This is a genomic window from Streptomyces sp. NPDC051243 (assembly GCF_044455405.1).
Lineage (GTDB): Bacteria > Actinomycetota > Actinomycetes > Streptomycetales > Streptomycetaceae > Streptomyces.
Genome location: NZ_JBITES010000010.1, coordinates 1 through 25,412, shown reverse-complemented (window position 1 = coordinate 25,412; position 25,412 = coordinate 1). Strand labels below are relative to the sequence as shown.

The 25,412-nt window shown below is 71.1% G+C and carries 22 protein-coding genes; 15 read left to right on the top strand and 7 right to left on the bottom strand.

The genetic code is table 11. The features are described 5' to 3' along the window. Positions 1-201 precede the first annotated feature (201 nt). Complete coding sequence (locus tag ACIBAG_RS25225) at positions 202-1,209, bottom strand: hydroxyacid dehydrogenase (protein WP_399107766.1); 1,008 nt, start codon at positions 1,207-1,209, stop codon at positions 202-204. 169 nt (positions 1,210-1,378) lie between these two features. Here ACIBAG_RS25225 and ACIBAG_RS25220 point away from each other — a divergent pair, with 169 nt between their 5' ends. The 9 genes from ACIBAG_RS25220 to ACIBAG_RS25180 all read left to right on the top strand — a co-directional run bounded on the left by ACIBAG_RS25220 (position 1,379) and on the right by ACIBAG_RS25180 (position 13,009). Next, on the top strand, positions 1,379-2,632 hold the full coding sequence (locus tag ACIBAG_RS25220) for an FAD-binding protein (protein WP_399107765.1): 1,254 nt from the start codon (positions 1,379-1,381) through the stop codon (positions 2,630-2,632). Between the two features lie 131 nt (positions 2,633-2,763). Then, positions 2,764-4,002 carry an ROK family protein gene (locus ACIBAG_RS25215; RefSeq protein WP_399107764.1) on the top strand — a complete coding sequence of 413 codons (1,239 nt, stop codon included), beginning with the start codon at positions 2,764-2,766 and terminating at the stop codon, positions 4,000-4,002. 231 nt (positions 4,003-4,233) lie between these two features. After that, positions 4,234-5,496, top strand: a complete 1,263-nt coding sequence (locus ACIBAG_RS25210) for an ABC transporter substrate-binding protein (protein ID WP_399107763.1) — start codon at positions 4,234-4,236, stop codon at positions 5,494-5,496. Between the two features lie 20 nt (positions 5,497-5,516). Beyond that, positions 5,517-6,485: a carbohydrate ABC transporter permease gene (locus tag ACIBAG_RS25205; protein WP_399107762.1), complete on the top strand. Its 969-nt coding sequence runs from the start codon at positions 5,517-5,519 to the stop codon at positions 6,483-6,485. After that, positions 6,482-7,363, top strand: a complete 882-nt coding sequence (locus ACIBAG_RS25200) for a carbohydrate ABC transporter permease (RefSeq protein WP_399107761.1) — start codon at positions 6,482-6,484, stop codon at positions 7,361-7,363. Before ACIBAG_RS25205 ends, ACIBAG_RS25200 begins: the two co-directional genes overlap by 4 nt. A gap of 27 nt (positions 7,364-7,390) precedes the next feature. After that, positions 7,391-10,261 carry a glycoside hydrolase family 2 TIM barrel-domain containing protein gene (locus ACIBAG_RS25195; protein ID WP_399107760.1) on the top strand — a complete coding sequence of 957 codons (2,871 nt, stop codon included), beginning with the start codon at positions 7,391-7,393 and terminating at the stop codon, positions 10,259-10,261. Positions 10,262-10,388: 127 nt separating this feature from the next. Next, a complete protein-coding gene (locus ACIBAG_RS25190) occupies positions 10,389-11,396 on the top strand; it encodes an ATP-binding cassette domain-containing protein (RefSeq protein WP_399107759.1) in 1,008 nt (335 codons plus the stop codon). Position 11,397: 1 nt separating this feature from the next. Next, complete coding sequence (locus tag ACIBAG_RS25185; RefSeq protein ID WP_399107758.1) at positions 11,398-12,201, top strand: ABC transporter permease; 804 nt, start codon at positions 11,398-11,400, stop codon at positions 12,199-12,201. 1 nt (position 12,202) lies between these two features. Beyond that, a complete protein-coding gene (locus tag ACIBAG_RS25180; protein ID WP_399107757.1) occupies positions 12,203-13,009 on the top strand; it encodes an ABC transporter permease in 807 nt (268 codons plus the stop codon). 599 nt (positions 13,010-13,608) lie between these two features. Here the strand turns inward: ACIBAG_RS25180 and ACIBAG_RS25175 are convergent. Beyond that, entirely contained in the window at positions 13,609-14,136 is a 528-nt protein-coding gene (locus ACIBAG_RS25175) for a hypothetical protein (RefSeq protein WP_399107756.1), read from the bottom strand. Then, entirely contained in the window at positions 14,118-15,848 is a 1,731-nt protein-coding gene (locus ACIBAG_RS25170; RefSeq protein WP_399107755.1) for a PHP domain-containing protein, read from the bottom strand. Before ACIBAG_RS25170 ends, ACIBAG_RS25175 begins: the two co-directional genes overlap by 19 nt. Before the next feature lie 254 nt (positions 15,849-16,102). Between ACIBAG_RS25170 and ACIBAG_RS25165 the strand changes: the two genes are divergently transcribed. From ACIBAG_RS25165 to ACIBAG_RS25155, 3 genes are all read left to right on the top strand, one after another. Next, positions 16,103-17,422, top strand: a complete 1,320-nt coding sequence (locus ACIBAG_RS25165; protein WP_399107754.1) for a jacalin-like lectin — start codon at positions 16,103-16,105, stop codon at positions 17,420-17,422. Between the two features lie 18 nt (positions 17,423-17,440). Next, positions 17,441-18,985, top strand: a complete 1,545-nt coding sequence (locus ACIBAG_RS25160) for a hypothetical protein (protein ID WP_399107753.1) — start codon at positions 17,441-17,443, stop codon at positions 18,983-18,985. A 92-nt stretch (positions 18,986-19,077) separates the two neighbouring features. Then, complete coding sequence (locus ACIBAG_RS25155; protein WP_399107752.1) at positions 19,078-19,581, top strand: hypothetical protein; 504 nt, start codon at positions 19,078-19,080, stop codon at positions 19,579-19,581. Here ACIBAG_RS25155 and ACIBAG_RS25150 read toward each other — a convergent pair. Further along, entirely contained in the window at positions 19,571-20,479 is a 909-nt protein-coding gene (locus ACIBAG_RS25150; protein WP_399107751.1) for an aminoglycoside phosphotransferase family protein, read from the bottom strand. The genes ACIBAG_RS25155 and ACIBAG_RS25150 overlap by 11 nt on opposite strands. Positions 20,480-20,624: 145 nt before the next feature. On the opposite strand from ACIBAG_RS25150, the gene ACIBAG_RS25145 reads away from it, so the two are divergent. The 3 genes from ACIBAG_RS25145 (at position 20,625) to ACIBAG_RS25135 (ending at position 23,485) form a co-directional block, all read left to right on the top strand. After that, a complete protein-coding gene (locus ACIBAG_RS25145; protein WP_399107750.1) occupies positions 20,625-21,227 on the top strand; it encodes a TetR-like C-terminal domain-containing protein in 603 nt (200 codons plus the stop codon). Positions 21,228-21,318: 91 nt separating this feature from the next. Next, the gene (locus tag ACIBAG_RS25140) at positions 21,319-22,719 is read left to right on the top strand and encodes a hypothetical protein (protein WP_399107749.1); all 1,401 of its coding nucleotides are present in this window, start codon (positions 21,319-21,321) and stop codon (positions 22,717-22,719) included. A gap of 37 nt (positions 22,720-22,756) precedes the next feature. Beyond that, positions 22,757-23,485, top strand: coding sequence for a hypothetical protein (locus ACIBAG_RS25135; protein WP_399107748.1), 729 nt, complete (start codon positions 22,757-22,759; stop codon positions 23,483-23,485). On the opposite strand, the gene ACIBAG_RS25130 is transcribed toward ACIBAG_RS25135, so the two are convergent. From ACIBAG_RS25130 to ACIBAG_RS25120, 3 genes are all read right to left on the bottom strand, one after another. Beyond that, entirely contained in the window at positions 23,472-23,897 is a 426-nt protein-coding gene (locus ACIBAG_RS25130; RefSeq protein ID WP_399107747.1) for an NUDIX hydrolase, read from the bottom strand. The genes ACIBAG_RS25135 and ACIBAG_RS25130 overlap by 14 nt on opposite strands. 73 nt (positions 23,898-23,970) lie before the next feature. Next, positions 23,971-24,747: an isocitrate lyase/phosphoenolpyruvate mutase family protein gene (locus tag ACIBAG_RS25125; RefSeq protein WP_399107746.1), complete on the bottom strand. Its 777-nt coding sequence runs from the start codon at positions 24,745-24,747 to the stop codon at positions 23,971-23,973. A 162-nt stretch (positions 24,748-24,909) separates the two neighbouring features. Further along, positions 24,910-25,412: integrase core domain-containing protein (locus tag ACIBAG_RS25120; protein WP_399107745.1), on the bottom strand; the 503-nt coding region annotated here is incomplete at its 5' end.

Sequence of the window (25,412 nt, the reverse complement as noted above, 5' to 3'; positions counted from 1 at the left end):
GCGCGGGGGTGATGGGGCGTCTTTTCTCGCCCCCGCCGCCCCTGCCCTTCCCGTCCTCCAGAGGCTCCGCCCCTTCGACCCCGCCAGGGGGCTCCGCCCCCTGGACCCCCGCTCCTCACACGCCGGAGGGGCTGACCAACCAGCCCGTCCGGCGGGACGGGCGGGGGCGGCGGGGGCGGCGGGGGCGAAAACAACCAGCCGTCACGCCATACGTTCCAGTTCGGACGGGGCAATCCCATGGGCCAACGCCTGCCCGGCGCCAACCCGCTCCGCCTCCGCCACGACCGCGAGCCCCAGCCGGGCGACCTCGTTGCCCTGCGAACCCGCGAGGTGCGGGGTGATGAAGGCGTTCGGCAGGTCGTACAGGGGTGACTCGGCAGGCAGGGGCTCAGGGTCGGTCACATCGAGGATCGCCGAGAGGCGGCCGGTGCGCAGCTCGGCGATGAGGGCGTCGTGGTCGAGCAGGCCACCGCGCGCGGTGTTGATCAGGACCGCTCCGTCGGGCATCAGGGACAGCTCGCGGGGGCCGATGAGGTGGCGGGTCTCGGGGGTCTCGGGGGCATGGACGGTGACGACGTCCGAGGTGCGCAGGAGGTCGTCCAGCGGGAGGAGGGGCACGCCGAGGGCGGCGGCCCCCGCCTCGTCGACGTACGGGTCGGTCAGGGTGGGGACCAGGTCGAAGGGGCGCAGCAGCTCGATCACCTTGCGGCCGATGCGCGAGGCCCCGATCACGCCGACCCGGCGGCCGTGGTTGCCGATGCCGGGGACCAGCCCCCAGCCGGGGAAGGCACGCTCCGTGCGCAGGCGGTCGCGGGCGTCGAACACCCCTTTCCCGGCCAGCAGGATCATGGCCAGCGTGTACTCGGCGACCGGCACGGCGTTGGCCACCGCCGCCGAACTCACCGCGATGCCCCGCCGCCAGAGCTCGGGCGTGGCGAGGCCCTTGACCGAGCCGGCCGAGTGCAGCACCGCGCGCAGCTTCGGCGCGGCATCGAGGACGGCCGCGTCCAGGCGGGGGCAGCCCCAGCCGGTGACGAGGATCTCGGCGCGGGCGAGCACATCGGCGACGCCGGGGGCGCTGAAGTCCTGCGCCACCAGGGCGGGATCGATGTCCACGGACTCCCGCAGCCGTGCCAGCACTTGGGGCGGAAAGACGAGCGGCAGGTTCTCAGGGGTCATGGCGAACAGCGCCTGGGGACGCTCGGGCAACGAAGTGACCTTCCCGCTGGGCCGCGTGAACCGGAGAGACCGGAGGAATCGCGAGGAATCCCGAGAGAGACCCCGAGGAATCGCGAGAGAGCATGAGAAACCGCTCTCTACGGCAGGCGGCGGCGAATGAGAGGGTCAACGTAGGCACTCTCCTGGAGGGACGGCAAGGATGACGGAGACGATCACCAACTGGGCGGGCAACATCACCTACTCGGCCAAGGAGTTGCACCGGCCGCACTCGCTCGACGCGATCAGCGCCCTGGTGGCCGGGAGCGAGCGGGTCCGGGTGCTGGGCAGCGGGCACTCCTTCAACGAGATCGCCGAGCCGGGCCCCGAGGGCGTCCTGCTGTCGATCGCGGGTCTGCCGCCGATGATCGACGTGGACCGTGAGGCCCGTACCGTAAGGGTCTCGGGCGGCGTACGGTACGCCGAGCTCGCCCGCGCGGTGTACGCGCACGGGCTGGCGCTGCCGAACATGGCCTCCTTGCCGCACATTTCGGTGGCGGGCTCGGTCGCCACCGGAACCCACGGTTCGGGGGTCGGCAACGGCTCGCTGGCCACGTCCGTGCGGGAGGTGGAGCTGGTCACGGCGGACGGCTCGCTGGTGACCGTCGGGCGCGGCGAGCAGCCCTTCGGCGGTGCCGTCACCTCGCTGGGCGCCCTCGGTGTCGTCACGGCACTCACCCTCGCGCTGGAGCCCTCCTTCGACGTCGAGCAGCACGTCTTCACCGAACTGCCGCTGGACGGGCTGGACTCGGCGATGTTCGAGACGGTGATGTCGTCGGCGTACAGCGTCAGCCTCTTCACCGACTGGCGCGCGGCCGGTTTCCGGCAGGTGTGGCTCAAGCGGCGCACCGACCAGCCGCTGCCCGACTTCCCGTGGGCGGCGCCCGCCACCGAGAAGCTGCACCCGGTGCCGGGGATGCCCGCGGTCAACTGCACCGAGCAGTTCGGGGTGCCGGGGCCGTGGCACCAGCGGCTGCCGCACTTCCGAGCCGAGTTCACACCGAGCAGCGGGGCGGAGCTGCAGTCCGAGTATCTGCTGCCGCGCCGGTACGCCGTCGAGGCGCTGCGGGCCGTCGACGGCATCCGGGAGACGGTCGCGCCGGTGCTGCAGACCTGCGAGGTACGCACGGTCGCCGCCGACGAGCAGTGGCTCAGTCCGTCCTACGGCCGGGACACCGTGGCGCTGCACTTCACCTGGGTCGAGGACTCCGCGGCCGTACTTCCGGTGGTGCGGCGGCTGGAGGAGGCGCTGGACGCCTTCGAGCCGCGGCCGCACTGGGGGAAGGTGTTCGCGGTGCCGACGCAGGTCGTGCGTGGGCGGTATCCGCGGCTGGCCGACTTCCGGGGGCTGGCACGGGAGCTGGATCCGAATCGGAAGTTCGCCAACGCCTTCGTGCAGGACATACTGGGTGACTGACTTCGGGAGGACTTCGTAAACCCCCTTTCCTAACCCCTTGTCGAAAGGTCCCGCACGCCATAGCCTTGCGCCGCGCCGGTGCCGACGACGACCCGGCATGACGTGGACGTGAAGGGACGGGGGCACCTGAGGTGAAGCGCACATCACGGGACATCCGCACCGCGAATCGCTACGAGGTGCTGCGCCAGATCATCGCCTCGTCGCCCACCTCCCGGCAGGAGCTGGCGGCCGCCACCGGTCTCAGTCTCGCCACGGTCGCCACCCTCGTGGGCGAGCTGCTGGACCTCCGCATGATCACGGAGGTCGGGTTCGAGGACTCGGCCGGCGGCCGCCCCCGGGGCCTCGTGGCCGTCAACGCGTCCGGCGGCGCGTTGATCGGCGTCGACATCGCGGAGACATACGTCCGGGTCGAGCTGTTCGACCTGGCGCTGAACGTCCTGGCCCGCGCCGACGAGGACATGCGCCCCGGCGAGAGCCGCCCGGAGCAGGTCGTCGGCCATGTCGCCGCCGCCGTCGGGTCGGTGGTCGCACAGGCCGGCGTGGAGGGTGCGCGGGTGCTCGGCGTGGGCGTGAGCGTGCCGGGGCAGGTGGACCGGGACACCGGCGTCGCCGAGTACGCGCCCAACTGGGACTGGCACGACGTTCCGCTGCTCGACCTGCTCGCCGAGCACATCGCCTATCCCCTGTACATGGACAACCCGTTGCGCGCCTGCGCGGTGGCCGAGCTGTGGTTCGGTGCCGCGCGCGGCAGCGGGGACGCCGTGGTGGTCAACCTCGGCACCGGCGTGGGCGCCGGGCTCGTGCTCGGCGGCGGACTGCACCGGGGCGTGAGCAACAGTGCCGGCGAGTGGGGCCATACGACGCTCGTGCTGGACGGGCGGCTGTGCCACTGCGGCAACCACGGCTGCGTGGAGACGTATGTCGGCGCGCCCGGAATCATGGTGAACCTGCGGGAGTTGGCCGCCGACAGCGCCCTGCTGCACCCGGAGGACCAGACGGCCACGATCGACGCGCTGGCCCGTGCTGTGGCCGCGCACGATCCGGTGGCGGTCAAGGTGGTCCGGGACACCGCCCGCTACCTGGGTGCGGGCATCGCCGACCTGGTGAACCTGTTCAACCCCGAGGTCGTCGTGCTCAGCAGCTGGGTCGCCGCCGCACTCGGCGACCCACTGCTGCACGAGGTGCGCGAGGCCGTCGCCCGGCACGCGCTCAGGCGTCCGCTCGCCGCCACCCGGATCGTCCTCTCCCCGATCCCCACGGACCCGGTGTGCCTGGGGGCGGCGACGTTCGCGCTGGAGGGCGCGCTGCAGTCCGTGGGCCAGCGGACCGTCACGAAACGCGCCGCCCCCGCTCGGAGCCGTACGTCCTGACTCCCTTTGCCTGAAAGGGCGTTGCGGGTCGCTGGTGCGGTGACCCACACCCCCGTCACGTCCGGTATCCCGAACGCTGCGCAACGCTTCGCACAGACTTCGTCCAACCCCTTGCCGAAGCCTTAGCCGAAGGTTAACGTCCCGCACCGCAAGTCCAATTGAGCCAACCGGCGCCGAGCCGCTCCAACCACCGGCGCCGGGCGCAGCCGCACTCGAGACAAGGACGTCAGCATGTCGGCATCGAGCAACAGCAACTGGGACCGCCGAACCGTTCTGCGGGCCGCGATGGGTCTGGCCGCCGCGGGCGGGCTGGCCGCGTGCGGCAGCAACACCGGGCGGGGCAGCGGGGGTTCGGGGGACGGTCTCGTCCAGTACTTCCACGCCTACGGCGAGGCGGGCGTCGAGCAGGCTGTGAAGCGGTACGCGAAGGCGTACAAGGAAACCAGCGTGACCACCCAGTGGATCACCGGCAACAACTTCGAGCAGAAGCTGTTCGCCGCGCTGCTGACCAAGAACGCGCCGGACGTGTTCGAGTTCCACCCGCAGATCCAGCTCATCAAGAGCGGTCAGGTGGCGGACCTGACCGACATCATCGAGCCGGTCAAGAGTGACTTCAACCAGGCCGACATCAAGTCGCACACGGTCGACGGCAAGATATACGGCGTCCGGATGATCGACGACCCGCAGTTCTTCTTCTACCGCCCCTCGCTCTTCGAGAAGGCGAAGGTCGAGGTGCCGACCACGCTGGAGGAGCTGATCGAGGCCGCCGCCAAGCTCAAGACCAGCAAGGTCAAGGGCGCCTACCTCGGCAACGACCTCACCCCGGTCCAGCACAACCTGATCTGGTCGGCCGGCGCCGACACCCTCACCGCGGACAACAAGCCCGCCTTCAACACCGACGCCGTCGCCGAGGGCCTCAAGCAGCTGCGTGGCCTGTTCACCAGCGGCGACCTGCTGCTCGACGCCCCCGCCGACTGGTGGGACCCGTCGGCCTTCACCCAGGGCCTGACGGCGATCCAGTGGTGCGGCATGTGGGCCATGCCGGCCATGCAGGAGGCGCTCGGCGACGACATCGGCGTCTTCCCGTTCCCGAAGGTCGGCTCCGCCGGCAAGGAGTCGGTCTACAACGGCGGCTGGTCGATGTTCGTCAACGCCAAGGGCAAGAACGTCGAGAAGGCCAAGGAATACGTCAAGTGGCTGTGGATCGACCAGAAGGAGTACCAGGAGGACTTCGCCACCTCCTACGGCTTCCACATCCCGCCGCGCACCTCCCTCGCCGAGTCCGCGACGAAGCTGAAGTCCGGCCTGCCGGCCGAGGGCGTGAAGCTGTTCAACGAGTTCGGGCACTTCGACAACATCGGCTGGACCCAGGCCATGATCGCCGCGTTCAACGACGTGATGGCGAACTCCGTCCGCAAGGACGGCGACCCCAAGGCCCAGCTCGCCGCCTGTGAGAAGAAGGTCAGCACCGAGCTCGAGAAGCTCTTCGGATAGGCCGCCGGACGGATCTCGACATGTCGACCACCACCACACCCGGGGTCGCCAAGAACCCCGCCCCGGCCAAGGTCTCCAAGGACCGGCCGCGGCGGGGCCTCAGGGCGAACAGCACCTTCAACTTCTGGCTCTTCACCGGGCCGTTCCTGATCGGCCTGGTGATCTTCGTCTTCGTGCCCATCGGCTGGAGCCTGTATCTCAGCTTCTTCGAGGCACGGTTCACCGTCACGCCGAGCGAGTTCGTCGGCCTCGACAACTACAAGCAGATCCTGTCGGACACGGACTTCAGGAACTCCCTGGTCACGTTCACCGTGTTCGCCGCGTTCATCGTGCCGACCACCTGGGCGCTGTCGCTGGGGCTCGCGCTGCTGGTGAACCGGCTGCGGTTCATGAAGGCCTTCTTCCGGTCGGTGTTCTTCCTGCCGACCGCGGTCAGCTACGCGGCCGCCGCGCTGATCTGGAAGATGTCTATCTTCAACGGCGTCCGCTTCGGCATGGCCAACACCTTCCTCGGCTGGTTCGGGATCGAGAACATCGCCTGGCTCGGCAATCCCGACCCGCCGTGGTACTGGCTGGTCATCGTGACCGTCCGGCTGTGGCTGCAGTCCGGCTTCTACATGATCCTCTTCCTGGCGGCGCTGCAGAACATCCCGAAGGAGCTGTACGAGGCGGCCGCCATCGACGGAGCCAAGCCGGGCTGGCAGACGTTCCGCCACATCACGCTGCCCCAGCTGCGGGCGACGTCGACCGCGGTGATCCTGCTGCTGCTCATCGCCGCCTACCAGGCATTCGACGAGTTCTTCATCCTGCTCGGCAAGGCGACCTGGGGCATGCCACCGCTGGTCGAGCTGTACAAGATGGCCCTCGGTGAGAACCAGAACTACGGCGCGGGCAGCGCGGGCGCGCTGGTCCTGACCGCGCTCATCTGCCTCGTGACCCTGTTCCAGGGCAAGATCATGGGCTTCGGAAGGGGTGACGAGTCCCAGTGACCACCACAGCACCCGAGGTCCGCAAGCAGACACCGACGCGAGTCAGGCGCCGCGGCGGCGTCATCGGCAACACCGGTCTGTACCTAGCGACGGGCGTCGCGGCCGTCCTCTTCCTGATCCCGTTCTATCTGATCGTCCGCAACGCTTTCATGACGGACCCGGAGATCACGGGCGAGGAATGGAAGTGGTTCCCCACCGACATCCAGTGGGCGAACGTCAAGGAGCCGTTCGACGACGTCACGGTCGACTTCGCCAGGTCGATGTGGAACTCGCTGGTCGTCGCCGTCCTGCACACCGCGGGGATCCTGCTGATCTGCTCGCTCGCCGGTTACGGCCTGGCCCGCATCCCGTACAGGCACGCCAACAAGATCTTCTACGCCGTACTGGCCACCCTGATGGTCCCCACGGCCGTCACGTTCGTGCCGAGCTTTGTGCTGGTCTCGTCGCTCGGCTGGGTGGACAGCTACCGGGGTCTCATCATTCCGGGCCTCTTCAGTGGTTTCACCTGCTTCCTGTTCCGGCAGTACTTCCTGGGGTTCCCGAAGGAGCTGGAGGAGGCGGCGCGCGTGGACGGGCTCGGCTACTGGGGTGCGTACTGGCGTGTCGTCGTACCCAACTCGCTGAACTTCTTCGCGGCGATCGCGACGATCACCTTCATCGCCGGCTGGAACGCCTTCCTGTGGCCCCTGGTCATCGGTCAGGACCCCAGCGCGTGGACGGTCCAGGTCGCGCTCTCGTCGTACGCGACCAACCAGACCGTCAACTACCACCTGATCTTCATGGCCACGGCCATCTCGATCCTGCCCCTGTTGTTCGTGTTCCTGTTCCTTCAGCGCTGGCTGGTCCAGGGCATCGCACAGACCGGCATCAAGGGCTGACGCCTTCTTCCTCAGACCTGGAGACAGATGTCTTTCCGCACCACCCACCATGTCGACTACGTCGAGGACGTCTCACCCGGCCGCGGCACCCTCCCGCCCCGCGCCTGGTACGCCGCCTCCGACGCGAAGTCCCTGTCCCTGAACGGCAGCTGGCGCCTGCGTGTGTCGGCGACCGCCGACGCCGAGGACGACTCCTTCGCCGCGCAGGGGTACGACGCCGGGGACTGGGCCGAGGTCACGGTCCCCGGCCACTGGGTCCTGCAGGGCGACGGCGCGTTCGGTTCGCCCATCTACACCAACCACCTCTACCCCTTCCCGGTCGACCCGCCGCACGTCCCGACCGAGAACCCGACCGGCGACCACCTGCGGACCTTCGACCTGCCGGAGGACTGGCCGGGCGACGGCGGCGCCGTCCTGCGCTTCGACGGCGTCGAGTCCTGCGCCCGCGTCTGGCTGAACGGCACGGAGCTCGGCGAGTTCAAGGGCTCCCGCCTGCCGCACGAGTTCGCGGTCGGCGAGCTGCTGAAGCCGGCCGGCAACGTGCTCGCGGTCCGCGTGCACCAGTGGTCGGCGGGCTCCTACCTGGAGGACCAGGACCAGTGGTGGCTGCCCGGCATCTTCCGTGACGTCACCCTGCTGCACCGCCCGACCGGCGGCGTGGGCGACTTCTTCGTACACGCCTCCTACGACCACACCACGGGCGAGGGCACCCTGCGCGTCGACTCCGACGTCGACGGGCGGGTGTCCGTCCCCGCACTGGACATCGATGTCACGACCGGCGAGCCGGTGACGGTCCCGGTCGAGCCGTGGTCGGCGGAGACGCCGAAGCTGTACGACGGTGAGCTGATCACGGCGGGCGAACGCGTGCCGCTGCGCATCGGGTTCCGTACGGTCGTCCTGGAGGACGGCCTGATCAAGGTCAACGGCAGGGCGATCCTCTTCAAGGGCGTCAACCGCCACGAGTGGCACCCGGAGAAGGGCCGCGCCCTCGACCTGGAGACCATGCGCGAGGACGTGCTGCTGATGAAGCGGCACAACCTCAACGCCGTACGCACCTCGCACTACCCGCCGCACCCCGCCTTCCTGGATCTGTGCGACGAGTACGGCCTGTGGGTCATCGACGAATGCGACCTGGAGACCCACGGCTTCACCGAGCAGGCCTGGCGCGACAACCCCGTCGACGACGACCGCTGGACCCCGGCCCTCCTGGACCGCGCGGCCCGGATGGTCGAGCGCGACAAGAACCACCCGTCGATCGTCTTCTGGTCCCTCGGCAACGAGGCCGGCACCGGGCGGGGGCTCACCGCGATGGCCGAGTGGATCCACGAGCGGGACCCCGAGCGGCTCGTGCATTACGAGGGCGACTGGAACTGCCGGGACACGGACGTGTACTCGCGGATGTACGCCTTCCACGACGAGGTCGAGAAGATCGGGCAGCGCCTCGACGGCGGTACGCACAAGCGTCGCGAGCTCCCCTTCATCCAGTGCGAGTACGCGCACGCCATGGGCAACGGCCCCGGCGGTCTCGCCGACTACCAGCGGCTGTTCGAGACGTACGACCGGCTCCAGGGCGCCTTCGTCTGGGAGTGGATCGATCACGGCATCAAGCACGCCGAGCTGGGCTACGCCTACGGCGGCGACTTCGGCGAGGAGCTGCACGACGGCAACTTCGTCTGCGACGGCCTGATCTTCCCGGACCGGCGGCCCTCCCCCGGGCTCGTCGAGTACAAGAAGGTCATCGAGCCGGTCCGGATCGAGGGCGACGGCGCCGACGGCACCGTACGCGTGACGAACAAGTACGACTTCGCCGATCTGTCGGCGCTCGGCTTCGAGTGGTCGTACCAGGTGGACGGCGAGACCGTCGAGGCGGGCGCCCTGTCGGTGCCGGCCCTCGGCCCCGGCGAGTCGGCGGACGTGAAGCTGCCGGAGCCGCCCGCTCAGGAGAGCGGTGGCGAGACCCAGTGGACCGTACGGGCGCTGCTCGCGGCCGACACGGCGTGGGCGCCGAAGGACCATGTGGTCGCATGGGGCCAGTTCCCGGTGTCCGCACGGCAGTCGCCGTCGGTCGCCGCGAGCGACCGGCCCACGGCGAGCGAGAAGCTGATCACCCTCGGCCCGGCGTCCTTCGACGTGCGCACGGGCGCCCTGAAGACCATCGGCGGCGTCGAGGTGACCGCCCCGCGCCTGGACGTGTGGCGGGCGCCCACCGACAACGACGACGGCGCCGAATGGCAGAGCGACACCCGCTACGGGATGCTCTGGCGCAAGTACGGTCTGCACCGCATGCGGCACCGCCTGGACGCCGTCGAGCTGGGCGACGACGCGCTGACGGTACGGACCCGGGTGGCGCCCGCCGCCTGGGAGACGGGCCTGGCCACGGTGTACCGGTGGACCTCCGACGGCACCCGGCTGCATCTGACCGTGTCCGTGACGCCGGAGGGCGACTGGAAGGTGCCGCTGCCCCGGCTCGGCGTCCGGTTCGGGCTCGCGCAGGCGGACGCCGTGACGTGGTTCGGCGGCGGTCCCGGTGAGGCGTACCCGGACACCAGGACGGCGTCGATGGTGGGCCGTTGGCACTCCACCGTCGACGAGCTCCAGACCCCGTACCTCCGCCCGCAGGAGAACGGCGCCCGGGCCGACGTCCGCTGGGTGGAGCTCGGCGGGCTGCGGATCGAGGGCGACCCGGAGTTCTGGTTCAGCGCCCGCCGCTGGACGACCGAGCAACTGGACGCCGCGCACCACCTCACCGACCTCACGCCGGGGAGCACGGTCTGGGTCAACCTCGACCATGGCCAGCACGGAATCGGCTCGCAGTCGTGCGGTCCGGGCCCGCTGCCGCAGTACTTCCTGAAGGCCGAGCCGACGGAGTTCTCGTTCGTCTTCTCGACCGTCAGGTGAGACGGATCCATTAATCGATTGACCGATTGATCGACTTTCCGACACCGTCGGAGCGTCACCAGCGGCCGGTCGGCTGACATGCCGACCGGCCGCAACCTGTTTTCCGTGGCAAGGGAGCTGATGTCACTTGATTGGCAGTATCGAGGTTCGCGGTCTCTCCCGAACCTTCCACACCACCGTCCGCCGCCCCGGCTTCGCGGGCGCCCTGCGCTCACTCGTCAACCCCGAGCGCGTCGCGAAGCACGCCGTCTCCGACGTGACCTTCTCCGTCGCCCCGGGCGAACTCCTCGCCCTGCTCGGCCCGAACGGCGCCGGCAAGTCCACCACCATCAAGATGCTCACCGGCATCCTCACCCCCACCTCCGGCGAGGCCCGCGTCGCGGGCGTGGTGCCGTACGAGGAGCGGGAGCGCAACGCCCGCAACATCGGCGCCGTGTTCGGGCAGCGCACCCAGCTGTGGTGGGACCTCCCGGTGCGCGAGTCGTTCGCGATCCTGCGGGACATCTACGAGGTGCCGAAGGCCGAACACGCGGCGCGGCTGAAGGAGTTCGACGACCTCCTCGACCTCTCCTCCTTCTGGGACACCCGGGTCCGCCATCTCTCCCTCGGCCAGCGCGTCCGCTCCGACCTGGCCGCCGCCCTGCTGCACGACCCGCCCGTCGTCTTCCTCGACGAGCCGACCATCGGCATGGACGTGGTCGTGAAGGAGCAGGTGCGGGAGTTTTTGCGCAACCAGGTGGAGGAGCGCGGCCGTACGGTCCTGCTCACCACGCACGACATGACCGAGGTGGAGCGGCTCGCCGAGCGCGTCGTGCTGATCAACCACGGGCGGCTGATGCTCGACGGCACCCTGGACGAGATCCGCCGCAAGTTCGGCTCGACCTGGCAGGTACGGGCCACGCTCGCCGACCCGCACACCGACGTCGTACCGCCCGCGGGCATCGCTCTGCTGCGGCACGACGGCCCGCGGGTGGTCTTCGGCCCCGACGGGCCGGACGCGCCGACCGTGCACCAGGCGCTGAAGGCGGTCATCGAGCGGTTCGAGGTGACCGACATCGGCATCGACGAAGCGGACCTCGAAGACGTGATGCGGGCCGCGTACGTCCAGGCGGGCGCCGCCGCGGAAGGGGCCTGACATGGCGGTCCTGCACGCCTGGCGCGCGGCCCGCGTCACCCCGCTCGGCGAGCTGTACGCCCCGCCCCGCATGACCGCCGTCCTGATCCGGCTGGCCGTGCAGGTGGTGCTGGTGTGGTCGCTGTGGCGCGGCCTGTACTCCCAGAGCGGTACCACCGCCGGACTCGACCGGGACCAGGCGGTGACGTACGCCGTGCTCGCCGTACTCGCCTCCCGGCTCAGGGAGTTGGACCAGCACACGGGCCGCGACATGGTGCTGCAGCACATGCAGCTCGGCACCATCGTCTACTGGTACCTGCGCCCCCTGCCGCCGCAGCGCTACTACGCCCTGCGCGCCCTCGGCGAACAGCTCTACGGGCTGGCGTGGGCGCTGGGCGGCTACGCGGTCTGCCTGGCCGTGGGAGTCGTGCGGCCACCGGAGTCCGCCGCGGTGGCCGGGGTGTTCCTGCTGAGCATGCTGCTGGGCCAGTGGGTCCTGTACTACGTCATGCTCGTCCTGGACCAGCTGTGCTTCTTCACGCTCCGCAACAACGCCGCGATGCTGATCCTCCTCTTCGCGCAGAACCTGCTGGCCGGGGTGTACGCGCCGCTGTGGTTCTTCCCGGACTGGTTCATCACGATGAGCGCCTTCCTGCCCTTCCAGGCGACGCTGAGCGTGCCGCTGTCGCTGTACGTGGGCCGGATTCCGTTGTCGGACGCGGCATTTCAGCTCGCCGTTCAGGCCGGCTGGGTGCTGGTGCTGGCGCTGTTCACCCGGTGGGTGTGGCGGCAGGCCGCGCGGCGCGTGATCTCTCAGGGAGGCTGAGATGTCACTGAAGGCTCTGCGCATCGTGTGGCGCATCACCGCCCTCAACTTCCGCGCGCAGCTGGAGTACCGCACCGAGTTCCTGATGATGGTCGCGATCGGCGCGGTCTGGCAGGTGTCGGTGATCGTGTTCGCGACGGTGCTGCTGACCCGGTTCACCGGGATGGGCGGCTGGGACAGCTCCGACGTGCTGCTGATCCCGGCGACGCGGATGCTGGCGCACGGGCTGTTCGTGCTGTTCCTGGGGCGGATGCACTGGGCGGGCCGGCAGATCCAGGAGGGCAGGATCGACACCTACCTGCTGCGCCCCATGCCGGTCCACCGCCAGGTCCAGCTGGACTACTTCCCCACCAACGCCATCGGTGATCTGACGGTCGCGGCGGGGCTGATGGTGGGCGCGCTGTCGCGCAGTGATCTCGACTGGACGGCGGGCCGGATCACGTACCTGGTCGCGGCCGTGCTCGGCGGCATGCTCCTGGAGGCGGCCCTGTTCACGGTGGTGGCCTCCGCGGCGCTCCGCTTCCTGGCCGCCGACTACTGGGGCCGCTGGCTGGAGGAACTCCTCGGCACGTTCGGCAGCTACCCGCTGAACGTGCTGCCCAGGGCGGTGGGCGGCTTCCTCACGTACGGCCTCCCGCTCGCGTTCGTCGCGTACTTCCCGGCGGCGGTGCTGACCGGTCACGGCCACGACACCATCGTGCCGTACTGGCTGGCGGCGGCCTCCCCGCTGCTGGGCGTGCTGGCGTACCTCGCGGCGCGGCTGCTTTGGCGGTGGAGTCTGCGGCACTACACCGGCGTCAACGGATGACGGAGGCGGCAGTTTCCTGAGCCCCTTCTGCGGCCGGCAGCCCTGGGTGCCGGCCGCAGAAGGGGGTGTCACCGCAGGCGGACGGGAGCAGGAGGCGGAGCTCGTCGCGCTGCCGCCAGAGGGGGCGCGGGAAGCCGCCCGGCGACCGGTCGCGGGGTGTCCCGCTGTCGGCGTCCCTCCCGCGTCGTGCCTCGTGCGTCATCCGTGTCGTGCCCTGTACGTCATCCGTCCCCCGTCGGATTGGGACAACGAACCTGAGACCTCGAACGCGCTCGGACCCCGGCCACCTTTACGAGGGTTGGCGGCGCCCCAGAAAGCACGTCTCCGCGCTCTTGCCCCCGGAACACGGGCTCAATCCAGCGGCCTCGGCCGGGGGTTCGGCGGAGGTGGGCGGCAGGAAGCCGTCGAGGGGGCGGATGCCGGGAATCCGCAAGGGCAGCAGCCACAGCAGGGACAACGTCCCGCCGATCGCGGCCGTGACCAGGGACCCTCCTGAGGCCTTGCCCCCGTGGGATGTCGAGTCAGAGGGTCCGCTCGACCGCCTCCCGTCGTCCGTCTCCCGCGGTCCGCCCCCCGCCGCCCGTCTCCCGTCGCCCGCTTCAGTGGTCCGCGCAGCACGGCGTCGGATCCGGCACCTCGAAGGGCACGAGGGCGCCGCCCACAGCGGGCATGGCGGTCAGGACCAGTTCGCCGTCCTGCCACTGCGGGCGTACGTGGTCGCCGGTCACCAGCCGCGTGTCCGGGGTAGGTCGGCCGGGGGTGCCCAGGACCGTGACGCGGTCGATCGCCGAGCGGGTGAGCAGGTCCGCGACCGTCAGGGTGCCGGTCAGCGCCGAGACGCCCGGGTAGATCACCGCCCGGCCCACCGCGTCCGGCGAACCGGGCGCCACCTCGTGCCCCCGGGCGGTGAGCCGCTCCTGGGCGGTACGCAGGAGCGGCTCGGACGGGAGGGTGAGGGAGAGGACCACCCGTGGGCGCTCTCCCCGCACCAGGTGGGTGCAGCCGAACGCGCCCTCGGGGAGGGCGAGTTCGGCCGCCAGCGTACGGAGCAGGTGGTCGGCCGCGCGGAGGTCCCGGACCTCCGTGTCCACCGTCAGGGCGTACGTCGTCACGAGGGCAGGACCCACACCGGGTTGGTGTAGAACCACAGGTCGCGCCAGGGGTCGGCGTCGCCGACGACGTCGATGGCCGGGCCGGCCGGGTCGACGGCGGCGCCCATCGGGCCGACGGCGGTGCGGTTGCCGTCGGTGCCGCGCAGGCGGACGTAGACGGGGTGGTCGACCTTGCCGAGGTCGTAGGTGAGGCGGACCGTGCCGGTCGACTTGTTCACCTCGTACGACTTGACCACCTTGGCCGTCGGCGCGGTGAAGGTGTCCTTGTCGGCGACCGGGCCGGTGACGTCACCCTGGATGACGTCCACCCGGGCCAGCTTCGGGACGAAACCCGCCCAGTTGGGGCCGCCGGCCGGCGTCACGTCGACCGTCAGCGTGACGTTCGTGCCCTTGCGGACGTGCAGCGCGCCGCCGAGCGTGGCCCAGCGGCGGCCACCGGTCACGCGGACGTCGAGGGCGCTGATGAGCTGCCCGTGGTCGACCCAGATGCGGCCCGCGCGGATGCCGTCCATGACGGCGGCGTAGGAGAAGCCGTCGGAGCCGACGTGCGTACGGCTGTACTGGCCGGGCCAGTAGTCGCCCTGGGTGATGTCGATCTTGCCGCCGTAGACGGGGTCGGGGTAGCGGCCGTCGGTGGCGAAGTCGCCGCCCGTGCCGCGCACCGCGGTGTCCGTGTACACCTGGTGGGAGTCGGAGTTGGCGGTGATCCACCACGGCTTGCCCTCGGCGAGGAGGCTGTCCCACAGGCCGCCGACGGTCGAGGTCATCCAGTCGAAGCCGCCCCAGGTGCGGTAGCTCTCCAGCGGGTAGCCGGGGAAGGAGTTGGCGCTGGGGTTGTTGTCGTAGATGCCGCGGGCGCGGGCCATGCCGAGCGGGGCGGGCAGGCCGGCCGCCTGGTGGCCGGGGGCGCCCTCGAAGCCGACGGCGATCTGGCGGGTGCGGCCCGCGTCGCGCCAGCCGCGGATCTCGTGCGGGGAGTCGACACCGCGGCGCGCCGGGTGGTTGGCGAGCATCAGCGCGTCCCTGACCTTGCGCCGCTCGACCTGCTCGGCGAGGAAGTTCAGGCCCGCGATGGCGAGGGCCTCGTTGGCGGGCGTCGAGTCGCCGGCGCCCTTGACGCTGCCGTCGTAGTCGGTCTCGAACTGCTTGAGGACGGACACCTCGTTCTTGCCCGGGTGCACGAAGACGGTGCCGTGCTCGGCGGCCGGGATGTTCCACTCCAGGCCCTGGAAGACGAGGGTGTCCTCGTAGGCGGCGCGGGCCGCCTGGATGTCCGGGTTGACCTTCTCGACGCCGATCTTGGCGTGGGTCGCGCTGCCGTGGTCGGTGATGACCAACCAGTCCATACCGTGCTTGGCGCCCTGACGGACCTGGTCGACGACGCGGTACTTGCCGTCGCTGCTGTACTGGGTGTGGATGTGGTGGTCGCCGGCCAGCCACAGGAAGCCGTTCGTGCGGCGGCCGCCGGAGGCGGGGGACTCGGTCGGAGCGGAGGCGGCGGCCGGGGTCGGGGCGACGACGCTGCCGGCGGCCAGCCCGGCGCCCAGCAGGCCGGCCCGGCGCAGCAGGGTGCGGCGGGACTGCTGCTCGGGGGTCAGGGCCTCGTCGGGGACGGAGGTGTCGAAGGCTGCGGGCAGGGCGCCGGACGCCGCCTCGTCGTGCGCGTGGTCGTGCCCGTGCCCGTGCCCGTGGTGGTGATGATGACCGTGCGTGTGCCCGTGCCCCATGAACGCCTCCCCTTGCCGCTGCCTTCTACGACTGCTGTCCGCGGCCGCCTTCTCCGGCGCTTCTGCGCCGCCTGTGGAGGATCAAGGCGAAACATGAACGTTGAACGAGCGGTGAGTGGCCGCCGGGTGCCCCGGACACGGCGGAACGTCACGTCCCTCACTGTTTCCCCAACGGCCCTTGTACGTCACCCTGGTTGACACCGAACCTGAGCAGCGCTCACCTTCTTGCCACCCCCTCAGGAGACACCCCCACCATGAGACGACTGATCGGCACCCTCGCGGCGGCCGCGCTCGCCCTCACCGGCCTCACCACCACAGCGGCCACGCCCGCGGCGGCCGCCACCTCCGGCACCTTCAACGTCCTGACGTACAACATCGCCGGTCTTCCCCTCGGACTCGGCGACAGCGACCCCGAGACGAACACTCCGCTCATCGGGCAGCGCCTCGCGCCGTACGACATCGTCAACGTCCAGGAGGACTTCAACTACCACGCCTCGCTGTACGCCAACGACGCCCACCCGTACCGCACCGCGACCAGCGGCGGGGCGGGTATCGGCGACGGCATGAACACCCTGTCCGACTTCGCCTTCGAGGACTTTCAGCGGGTGAAGTGGAACAACTGCACGGGCACGAACTGCCTGACACCCAAGGGCTTCTCCCTTGCCCGCGTGCGCCTCGCCGAGGGCGTGTTCGTCGACCTCTACAACGTCCACACCAACGCCGACTCCGACGACGCGGCGCTCGCCGCCCGCCGCGCCAACGTGGAGCAGCTGTCGGACTTCATCCAGGCCAACTCGTCCGGCAACGCGGTGATCGTCATGGGCGACACCAACACCCGTTACACCCGCACCGGCGACAACATCCGCACGCTCGTCAGCGAGAACGGATTGACGGACGCCTGGGTGCGGCTGGTCAAGGGCGGCACGCCCCCGGCGGCGGGCAGCGACGCGCTCCTGTGCGACGCCGCGGCTCCGACGAACGACTGCGAGGTCGTGGACAAGGTCCTCTACCGCGGCAGCGAGCTGCTGAACCTGAACGCCACCCGCTACAACAACGACTGGGCCACGTTCCTCCGCTCGGACGGCAAGCACCTCTCCGACCACTTCCCGCACACGGTCGACTTCTCCTACACCCTCGACTCCGCCCTGAAGGCGAGCGACTTCTTCGGCGGCCCGCACGGCACCGCCTTCAACGACGCCGACGACCTGCCGAACACGCCCGCGCCCCGCACCCTGACCCTGCGCGGCGCCTCCCGTCTGGACGCGGTGTCGCTGACCCACGACGGCGGCACGACCCTCACCCACGGCGGCACGGGCGGCACCGCCGCCTCCCTGACCCTGGCCTCCGGCGAGCACCTCACCGCCGTAAAGCTGACGCAGGGCCAGAAGGACGGGCGCACGAGGATCTTCTCGGCGTCGTTCACGACCGACAAGGGCCGCACGCTGTCCGCCGGAACGGCGACATCGAGCACGAAGACCTTCACGGCACCGTCCGGCTGGCAGATCGTCGGCTTCACCGGGCGGTCGGGCGAGGAGATCGACAAGCTGGGGGTGCTGTACGCGCCGATCGGCTGACGGTGCGAGACTTCCCCGGTGACGCCGGAGCCACAGGGACCGTACAACCGCAGGGTTCGCCTGGTCGTCGAGGTCCGTGACGACCAGGACGAACTGGAGCTGGCGACCGGCGTGTTCGCCGCCCAGGGGTGGGGGGTGCGGCCCGCACGGGACGGGGACTCGGTCACCGCCGACGACGGGTACGCCGGGCTCGTCGTCGAGATCCCCGTCCACGGCTCCCGGTGGACCGCTCGGCCGACGGCGGTCGAGCGGCTCACGTCGCTCGCAGGGCGGCGCAAGCTCGACCTGTGGGTGCGGGAGAGCAAGCTGATTCCCGCCAAGTCGGCCGAGCGCCAGACCACTTACCACGTGCACCGCAGGGTGCCGGACGACCTGCGCCCGGTCCTGCGGTGGCTGGCCGAGCACTGGATCGCCGTCGGCGGGCGGGACGTACGGCACACCCTGCATCTGCGCGGGGAGTACTCCGACGAGCAACGGGACCAGGCGCTTGCGGAGTTGGCCGCGCGCAACATCGGCGGGCCACCCTTCGACCCCGACACGCACGACATACGCCGGTCGATGGGACCTCGTGCGTCGGGGACCGGGGCGGCCGACCCGCGTCGCGACGCGGGGACGATCGCGGTGATCTCCGCGACCGTGCTGGTCTGCGTCGCGAGCGGCATCCTTGTCGGCGTCCTCACCTCTCCGTGGCGGCTCACGGCGCTGCTGGTGCCCGCCGCCGTCTGCTGGCCGGTGGGCGCGTGGATGACCTCGAACGCACCGCCGCCGAAGCTGGTCCGGCTGGGCTGCGGGGTGATCCTTACAGCCGCCATGACGCTCCTCGGCTGGATGTGGGGGCGCTCCCAGGACACGGGGCTGTCCGGGCTGCTCACCGGGCTGGGCTGGGTCCTGGGCATCGGGCTGACGCTGATCGGGCTGTGGTACGCGCTCAGCGCCTCCTGGTTCAGCCGCAACGTGCACTGGTTCCTGCCCGTGCTCGCGGCCCCGCTGCCGTTCGTCATGCCGTGGGTCGGGGCGTTCCTGCACGCCCTCTACCTGGAGGAGCTGTTCGGGGTTCCGGCCGGTGCGGTGCACGTCGGCTTCTACTGGCAGTACGCCGTGGCGTTCCGGCCGCTGGCGGTGGCGGTGGCGTTCGTCCTCATGCTCGTCGCGCTGGCCGGCTGGGCGCGGCACTTCAATGTGCAGGCGCCCGTCAGCGGGTTCTTCCGGCTGGCGCTGATCCTGTCGGGGATCGTCGCGGTCCTGACGGTCGTGCAGCTCACGCTGGACGACCTGGACAGGGCGGCCGACCGGACGATGAACGCGGCCGCCGAGGGCCGGCGTCCCCCGGCCTACTTCGGCATCCGCCCCGAACTCGTCTGCGTCCAGCCCGTGGGCGACCGGACGCCCGTCATCAACGGCCCCGTCCCGACCCGGCATCCGGTGCTGTCCTTCCAGGCGAGCGGCGACACCGTATGGCTGTGGGACCCGGCCCCGTCCCGGGGCGAGGACACCACCCGGCACGCGCTCAGGGTGCGGGCGGAGGACGTGGCGCTGGTACTGACGCAGGGCAAGCGCTGCTGAGTGCGGGCCCGTTCGCGGCGCGCTGCACAATGTGGTCGGCCACCGTGATACGACGGCCCTTGTCTCCCTGTCCCCACGCCTGAGAGAAGCTCATGCACCGCGACCCGTCCTGGGACCCCCTGCCTGTCCGCGGCACCGCTCGACTGACGTGCCAGTTCCTGCTCACCACGGTGTACGCGCCGGTGCACTGGATCCTGTGGGCAGCACTCTTCCTGGTGCTCATCGCCTTCGCCTTCGTGATCGAGGTGCTGAGCCTGATACCCGGCGTGGAGAAGGGATACGACAAGCTGATGGACACCGTGCTGAGGGTCGTCCCGTTCTGGCCCCGCTGGTTCGTCACCTTGCCCGAGCTCCGTCACGAAGGCGACGCCGCCTTCTACCGGGCGCGTCTCGAGGCCGTGCTCGCCAAGTGGTCGGCCAACAAGATCCAGCGGGACATGGACCTCGGCGTGCGCAAGTACCGTGCTGTGGGCGCCGGTCACGCCGCGCAGCGCTCCGCCGAGTACGGCTGGGCGCTGAAGGAGGTGCGCCAGCGGCCGACGACCGAGCTGAGGTTGGCCCGCGTCGCCGCGGTGCAGGCACCTCCTAGCCGGTGAGGCGCCTCAGTGCCGCCCGTGCCGGTGGGCCCCAACTGGGCTTTCCTCCGGGGCGGCCCCTGACCCCGGCCTCTCCGACGAGGAGGCCGCCGAGCGCGCGGATCAGCGCCCAGCCGCGGGCACGGCGCAGGGTCGCGGCGTCGGGGGCCGGCCGGTAGGCGGCGTGGCAGCGGTCGGCGGCGCCGTCCGGCAGCAGGTTCCAGACGGCGGCGAGATCGCAGGCCGGATCGCCCGCGCACAGCTCACCGAAGTCGATCACCCCGCACAAGGTGCCGTCCGCCGTGACGACGTTGGCCGGATGCAGGTCCCCGTGCAGCCATACGGCCGGTCCCGCCCACCCGGGCGCGGCGACGGCGTCCTCCCAGACCGCGCGGACGGCGTCCGGATCCGGGATGAGCCCCAGCTCGACGGCCGAGGCGAGCCCCTTGGCGAACCCCTTGGCATGGTCGGCCAGTGCGCCCCCGCGGCGGTCGCGGCCGCGGGGAGCGCCCTCGGGGGCGGGGCGGTGAAGGGCCGTCAGGAAGGCGGCCAGGGCGTCGGCCGCGTCCGCGCCGCGCGTGACGGGGTCGCGGTCGGCGGGCGAGCCCGGTACCCAGGTGGTGACGATCCAGGGGCGCGGAAACCGCTCGGACGGTTCGCCGAGGCGCTGCGGGACCGGGACCGGCAGGGGCAGCCGCGAGGCGAGGCCGGGCAGCCACGCGTGTTCCTTGCGCAGCAGCTCGTCCGCGGTCGGCGTGGCCCAGGGCAGCCGCACCGCGAGGTCGTCGCCGAGCCGCCACAGCTGGTTGTCCCAGCCCCGCGCGCCGAGCCGCACGGGATGTCCGGCGAGGTCGGGGTGCTGGTCGTGCAGCAGGTCCCGGACCAGCTCGGCGGTGATCTCGATCTCGGTGTGAGTCATGGGGAGCGAAGGTAGTAAGTCGACGGCCCGAGGAAGGGCCGTATCACCGACGGCGCCAATGCCCGGCGGCCTAGGATTCCTCCTAGATGCCCTAGGTCGTGTCCGCGACCTAGGCCAGGTCACGTATCCGGAGGTCAGCCGCCCCATGGCCCGCGCAGGACTCACCGCCGACCGGCTCGCCGCGGCCGCCGCCGAGCTCGCCGACGAGGTCGGGTTCGAGAACGTCAGCCTGTCCGCGCTGGCCCGGCACTTCGGGGTGAAGGACGCGAGCCTGTACTCGCACGTGCGGAATCTGCGGGACCTGCGGACCCGGGTCGCCCTGCTGGCCGGCGAGGAGATGATCGACCGGATCGCCGCGGCGGTGGCGGGGCGCGCCGGGAAGGACGCGCTCGCCGCCTTCGCGGACGCCTACCGGGAGTACGCCCTGCAGCACCCGGGGCGGTACGCGGCCACCCAGATCCGGATTGACCAGGCCCTGGTCGCGGACGCCCCCGCGATGCGCCGCACCGCCGAGATCACCTATGGCATGCTCCGCGCCTACGGCCTGGAGGAACCCGACCTCACCGACGCGGTCCGCCTGCTGCGCAGCACCTTCCACGGCTACTGCGCGCTGGAGTCCACCGGCGCGTTCGGCGCGCCACGGGACGTACGGGAGTCCTGGGAGCGCGCGGTCGACGCCCTGCACGTGGCGCTCGTGAACTGGCCACGGAACGGGCACGACCGGCGGCCGCCCCAGTTGTCACCCTGACCACTTAGACTGGAGGCTTCGCGGCGGTCACACGCCGCCATCACGGGGGAGGGAGCGCGTCTTGTCCCAACAGCAGCTAGGACGCGGCCCCTTGAGGCACCGTCAGCCCGGCCCCCCACCTCCCGCTCCCGGCGGGGAACCCCCGGACGACTCACCGCCGGCCCGGTTCGTCGGCTGGCTCGGCGGCCTCGGGTGTGCGGCCGCCGGGTACGGCGTGTTCCAGTTCCTGTTCACTGTGCTGCCCGACTCCCTCGACGGGTCTGCCGCCCGGTATGTGATCGCCGGGCTCAGCGGCCTCGCCACGTTCGTCGCGACCTGGCTGGCGGCGGCACTGCTGCGGGCCAGGGCGGCAGCGGCGGCCGCCGGTCCCGCGCGGCTCCCCGCCGCGGGAACCGCCGCGATGGCGCCGGGGGCGCCCGGCCCGCTCCCGAAGGTCTTCGCCTCCGCCTACGACACCCTCGTCGACCAGGTGTCCGTCGTCGACGACCCCGAACAGGGGCGCCTCACCGGCTGGCCGCACTCCCTCGGCGAGGACTCGCCCTCCCGGCCCACCCCCGTCGGCACCGCGTACGGCCTGCACATCATGCTCGACCTGGGCGTGCCCGACGGCCGGCTGAGCACCGGCGACCTGGTGGACACGCTGTGGCGGCTGCGGCTCCCGGACGGCGGCTGGTCGGCGCGGTCGCAGGGGTCCGAGGCGCGCCCCGAGGTCACCGCTCTGGTGCTGGGCGCGCTGGCCCGGGCCGGCACGTCCGCCGAGCGGCTGGCCGCGGAGGTGGACCGGTGCACCAGCGGCTTCACCCGTCAACTCGACCGAGCCGGACGGGAGTCGACCCATGTGGTGACGACCGTGCTGCGCGGGCTGCTGCGCGCCGCGCCCCGCTCCGACATTCTGCCCCTGCTGCGCGAGGCCCTCGCGGACGGCGCGATCAGCGACCAGCGCCGCGACCATCTGCGCTGCTGGGGCTACCGGCTGCAGCCGCCCTACGGCAGGCCGTCCCCGCTGCACACCGCGCAGGCCGTCGTCGCCCTGGACCGGGCGGCCCGGGTCCTGGGCGAGGACGGCGACGCGCGCGCCGCCCGGGCGCGGGCCGCCCGCGAGGACGGGGTCCGCTGGCTGCTGTCCTGTCCGGACGCACCGCACGACACCTGCCCGGACCTGGAGAACCTGCACGAGGAGGTACGCCGCCCCCGCTCCGACGACCCCTCCCGCCACGAGGTGCTGAACGTACGGCACTTCACCGCCTCCTGGCTGGTCCGCGCCCTGCTCTGCCCGGGTGCCCTGGAGATCGCCCGTGCCGACGGGCTGGAGGACGAGTGGCGGGTACGGCTGGACGGCGCCCTCGCCGCGGTGTGGGCGGGGCAGACGGACGGCATCTGGTTCTGGCGGCTGGGCGGCAGCGCCGAGCAGCGGCGGCCGATGTGGATGACCTATCAGGGGCTGTCGGCGCTGCGCGCGCATGCCGTATGGATGTACCAGCCGAACGGCTGAAGCCGGGTCGGGCGAGCGGGAGTCGGAGGACGATTGCATGGGTGGTCGGCAGGTCGTGGCGGCGCGGCGGCTGCTGACCGGGACGCTGGACGGTGAACCGCCCGAGCACGAACTGGTCGCCGCGGCACGCGCCGTGGTCACCGAACTCGGCGCCCCCGACCGGCTGCCCGGGCTGATCGCCGAACTCGCCGACGGACAGGGGGATCCCGAGGGCTGTGCGCGGCTGTCGTACCGTCATGTCCTGGGCTTCGACAAGCTGCTGCTGATCGACGGCGGACCGCGCCGGATGCTGCGCGCACACGTGTGGCATCCCGGCGCGGGCGCGATCGGCAAGGAGGACATCCACAACCACCGCTCGCCGCTGGCCTCTTATGTCGTACGGGGCCGGCTGGCCATGGAGCTGTACGAGGTCGACGAAGGCGCCGGCGGAATCACGGCGGCCCGCTACGAGGAGTCGCTGGCACAACGGTCGGCGGACTGGGTGCTGGAGCCGGCCGGTCCGGCGCGGCTGCGGCTGACCCATGTGGGACAGTACGCGGCGGGCAGCTCCTACGCCCTGCCCGCGCACACCCTGCACCGGGCCTGGTGCGACACGGACGCGCCGACGGTGACCCTGTTCCTGGAGACGGGCGCGGAGCGGCGGCGGCAGACCGATGTGTTCACGGCGGCGGGCTCGCATCCGGGCGCGGTGGCGAAGGTGCCGCTGGCGGTGCCGGAGTATCTGGACGCGCTGCGGGAGTTGTCGGAGCGGCTCAGAGCTGAGTGAAGGCCTGCCGGACGATGTCGAGGTTGTACGCGTCGATGTCGACCGTCGTCAGCTCGGCCCGGGCGAGCCAGGCGGCGTCCTGGTCGGGCTCGGGCAGCGTGATCCCCGTGGACAAGGGCCTGACAAGGAAGTTCTCCTGCCAGTTCTTGATCTCATGGCCTCGGAAGTCACTGAGGAAGGACGACTCGCCGACCTTGCGGACGACTTCGCCGAGCAGCCCGGTCTCTTCCTTCAGCTCCCGCAGCGCGCCGTCCTCGGCGCTCTCACCGGGCTCCAGCTTCCCGCAGGGAACGCCCCACACCCGTGGCAGGAACCGCTCCTTCTCGCTGCGGCGCACCAGAAGCACCCGCAGTTGGTCGTCCATCACGACGGCGGCCGCCAGTCGCCTGTCGCCGGGGATGTCCATGGTCATGGTTCCTCGGTCCCTCGCCGGTGATGAGTCCAAAGGGTCTGATACCCGGGAAAGTGTCAACGGTAACAGGAACCTACGTCCCCGCGCTGTGAGCGGAATCGCCCTGGCGGCTCAGCCCGTCCACGGCGCCGTACGAGGGGACGGCACCGCCCGGCGTCCGCCCCTCCCTGATGTCCAGGGCCGTCTCCAGCGCCGCGCCCAGCGCCCGCCGGTACAGCAGCGAACCGAGACTGACGCGGCGGACGCCGAGGTCGGCGAGGTGGGGGACGGTGGGGCCGGCGGGGTTGTAGAGGATGTTGAGAGGGACGTCGACGCGCTTCACCAGGTCGGCGATCTCGCGGGGTTCGGTGAGGCCCGGCACGAAGACCCCGTCGGCACCCGCCTGTTGATAGGCGTCGAGACGATCCGTCGTCCCCTTTCCGTCGCCCAGCCAGTAAGTGTCGGTGCGGGCGTTGACGAAGAGGCCGGGTGCCGCCGACTTGACGGCGGCGATCTTCGCGGCGTGCAGTGCGGTGGAGCCGAGGCGGTCCTCCAGATTGACGCCGACGACTCCAACGGCGGCCAGCTCCCGGGCGAACTCCCCCACCTCGTCCGGATCCTCGCTGTAACCGTCCTCCGCGTCAACGGAGAGCAGATACGGCCCCGAGCCGAGCGCGAGGGCGAGCCGCAGCGTCTCGTCGCGGGTTTCCGACGTCCCGTCCGGCAGCCCGGCCGCCGCGGCGACGCCGAGGCTCGTCGTGCCGATCGCACGGAACCCCTGGGCAGCCAGGGCGGCCGCGGAGGCGTGGTCCCAGGCGTTGGGGAGGAGGAGGGGTTCGTCGCCGTGGTGAAGGTCGGCGAACGCGGTCATGACGGGTCTCCTGCGGCGCCGGCGTGGACGCGGTCGTCGACGTGGGCCGGTTCGCCGTCCCAGTTCGGCCAGGTCGCGGTTTCGGTCATGCTCCGACGCTAGGCCGTGTCCGCAAAGTCCCGCCTGCCCCGCGGGCGGACGACGGGACTTTGCCGACACGACCTAGGTGTATTGACCCGCAGCGTTGTTCACACGGCTGATGGGTGGGTGGCCACCGAGTGCGGTGTGGCAGCGGTGGTGGTTGTAGGTGTGGAGGAAGTCTGTCAGGGCGTCGGTGCGTTCGGTGTTGCTGGTGTAGGGCCGTAGGTAGGCCCATTCTTCGAGCAGGGTGCGGTTGAAGCGTTCGACCTTGCCGTTGGTCTGCGGCCGGTAGGCGCGGGTCAGCTTGCCGGTCGCGCCGAGGTCGGCCAGAGCCTGTCGCCAGGCGAAGCTCTTGCGGTAGGGCCAGGCGTTGTCGGTCAGCACCCGCTCGATGCGGTCGATGCCCGACGCGGCGAAGAAGGCCGCGGCCCGGCGCAGGAAGGCCGCGCAGGTGGCGGCCTTCTCATCGGCGTGGATCTCGCTGTAGGCGAGGCGGCTGTGGTCGTCGACGGCGGAGTGGATGTAGTCGAAGCCCATGCCGCCGCGGGTGGCCCGGCCGGCCTGGCGGCCCAGCATCTTGTGGC

Coding starts and splice junctions, on each gene's coding strand:
- ACIBAG_RS25165 (WP_399107754.1), top strand. CDS start 16,103: ATGAGACGACTGATCGGCACCCTCGCGGCGGCCGCGCTCGCCCTCACC.
- ACIBAG_RS25130 (WP_399107747.1), bottom strand. CDS start 23,897: ATGACCATGGACATCCCCGGCGACAGGCGACTGGCGGCCGCCGTCGTG.
- ACIBAG_RS25205 (WP_399107762.1), top strand. CDS start 5,517: ATGTCGACCACCACCACACCCGGGGTCGCCAAGAACCCCGCCCCGGCC.
- ACIBAG_RS25145 (WP_399107750.1), top strand. CDS start 20,625: ATGGCCCGCGCAGGACTCACCGCCGACCGGCTCGCCGCGGCCGCCGCC.
- ACIBAG_RS25210 (WP_399107763.1), top strand. CDS start 4,234: ATGTCGGCATCGAGCAACAGCAACTGGGACCGCCGAACCGTTCTGCGG.
- ACIBAG_RS25185 (WP_399107758.1), top strand. CDS start 11,398: ATGGCGGTCCTGCACGCCTGGCGCGCGGCCCGCGTCACCCCGCTCGGC.
- ACIBAG_RS25220 (WP_399107765.1), top strand. CDS start 1,379: ATGACGGAGACGATCACCAACTGGGCGGGCAACATCACCTACTCGGCC.
- ACIBAG_RS25135 (WP_399107748.1), top strand. CDS start 22,757: ATGGGTGGTCGGCAGGTCGTGGCGGCGCGGCGGCTGCTGACCGGGACG.
- ACIBAG_RS25125 (WP_399107746.1), bottom strand. CDS start 24,747: ATGACCGCGTTCGCCGACCTTCACCACGGCGACGAACCCCTCCTCCTC.
- ACIBAG_RS25155 (WP_399107752.1), top strand. CDS start 19,078: ATGCACCGCGACCCGTCCTGGGACCCCCTGCCTGTCCGCGGCACCGCT.
- ACIBAG_RS25180 (WP_399107757.1), top strand. CDS start 12,203: ATGTCACTGAAGGCTCTGCGCATCGTGTGGCGCATCACCGCCCTCAAC.
- ACIBAG_RS25150 (WP_399107751.1), bottom strand. CDS start 20,479: ATGACTCACACCGAGATCGAGATCACCGCCGAGCTGGTCCGGGACCTG.
- ACIBAG_RS25195 (WP_399107760.1), top strand. CDS start 7,391: ATGTCTTTCCGCACCACCCACCATGTCGACTACGTCGAGGACGTCTCA.
- ACIBAG_RS25170 (WP_399107755.1), bottom strand. CDS start 15,848: ATGGGGCACGGGCACACGCACGGTCATCATCACCACCACGGGCACGGG.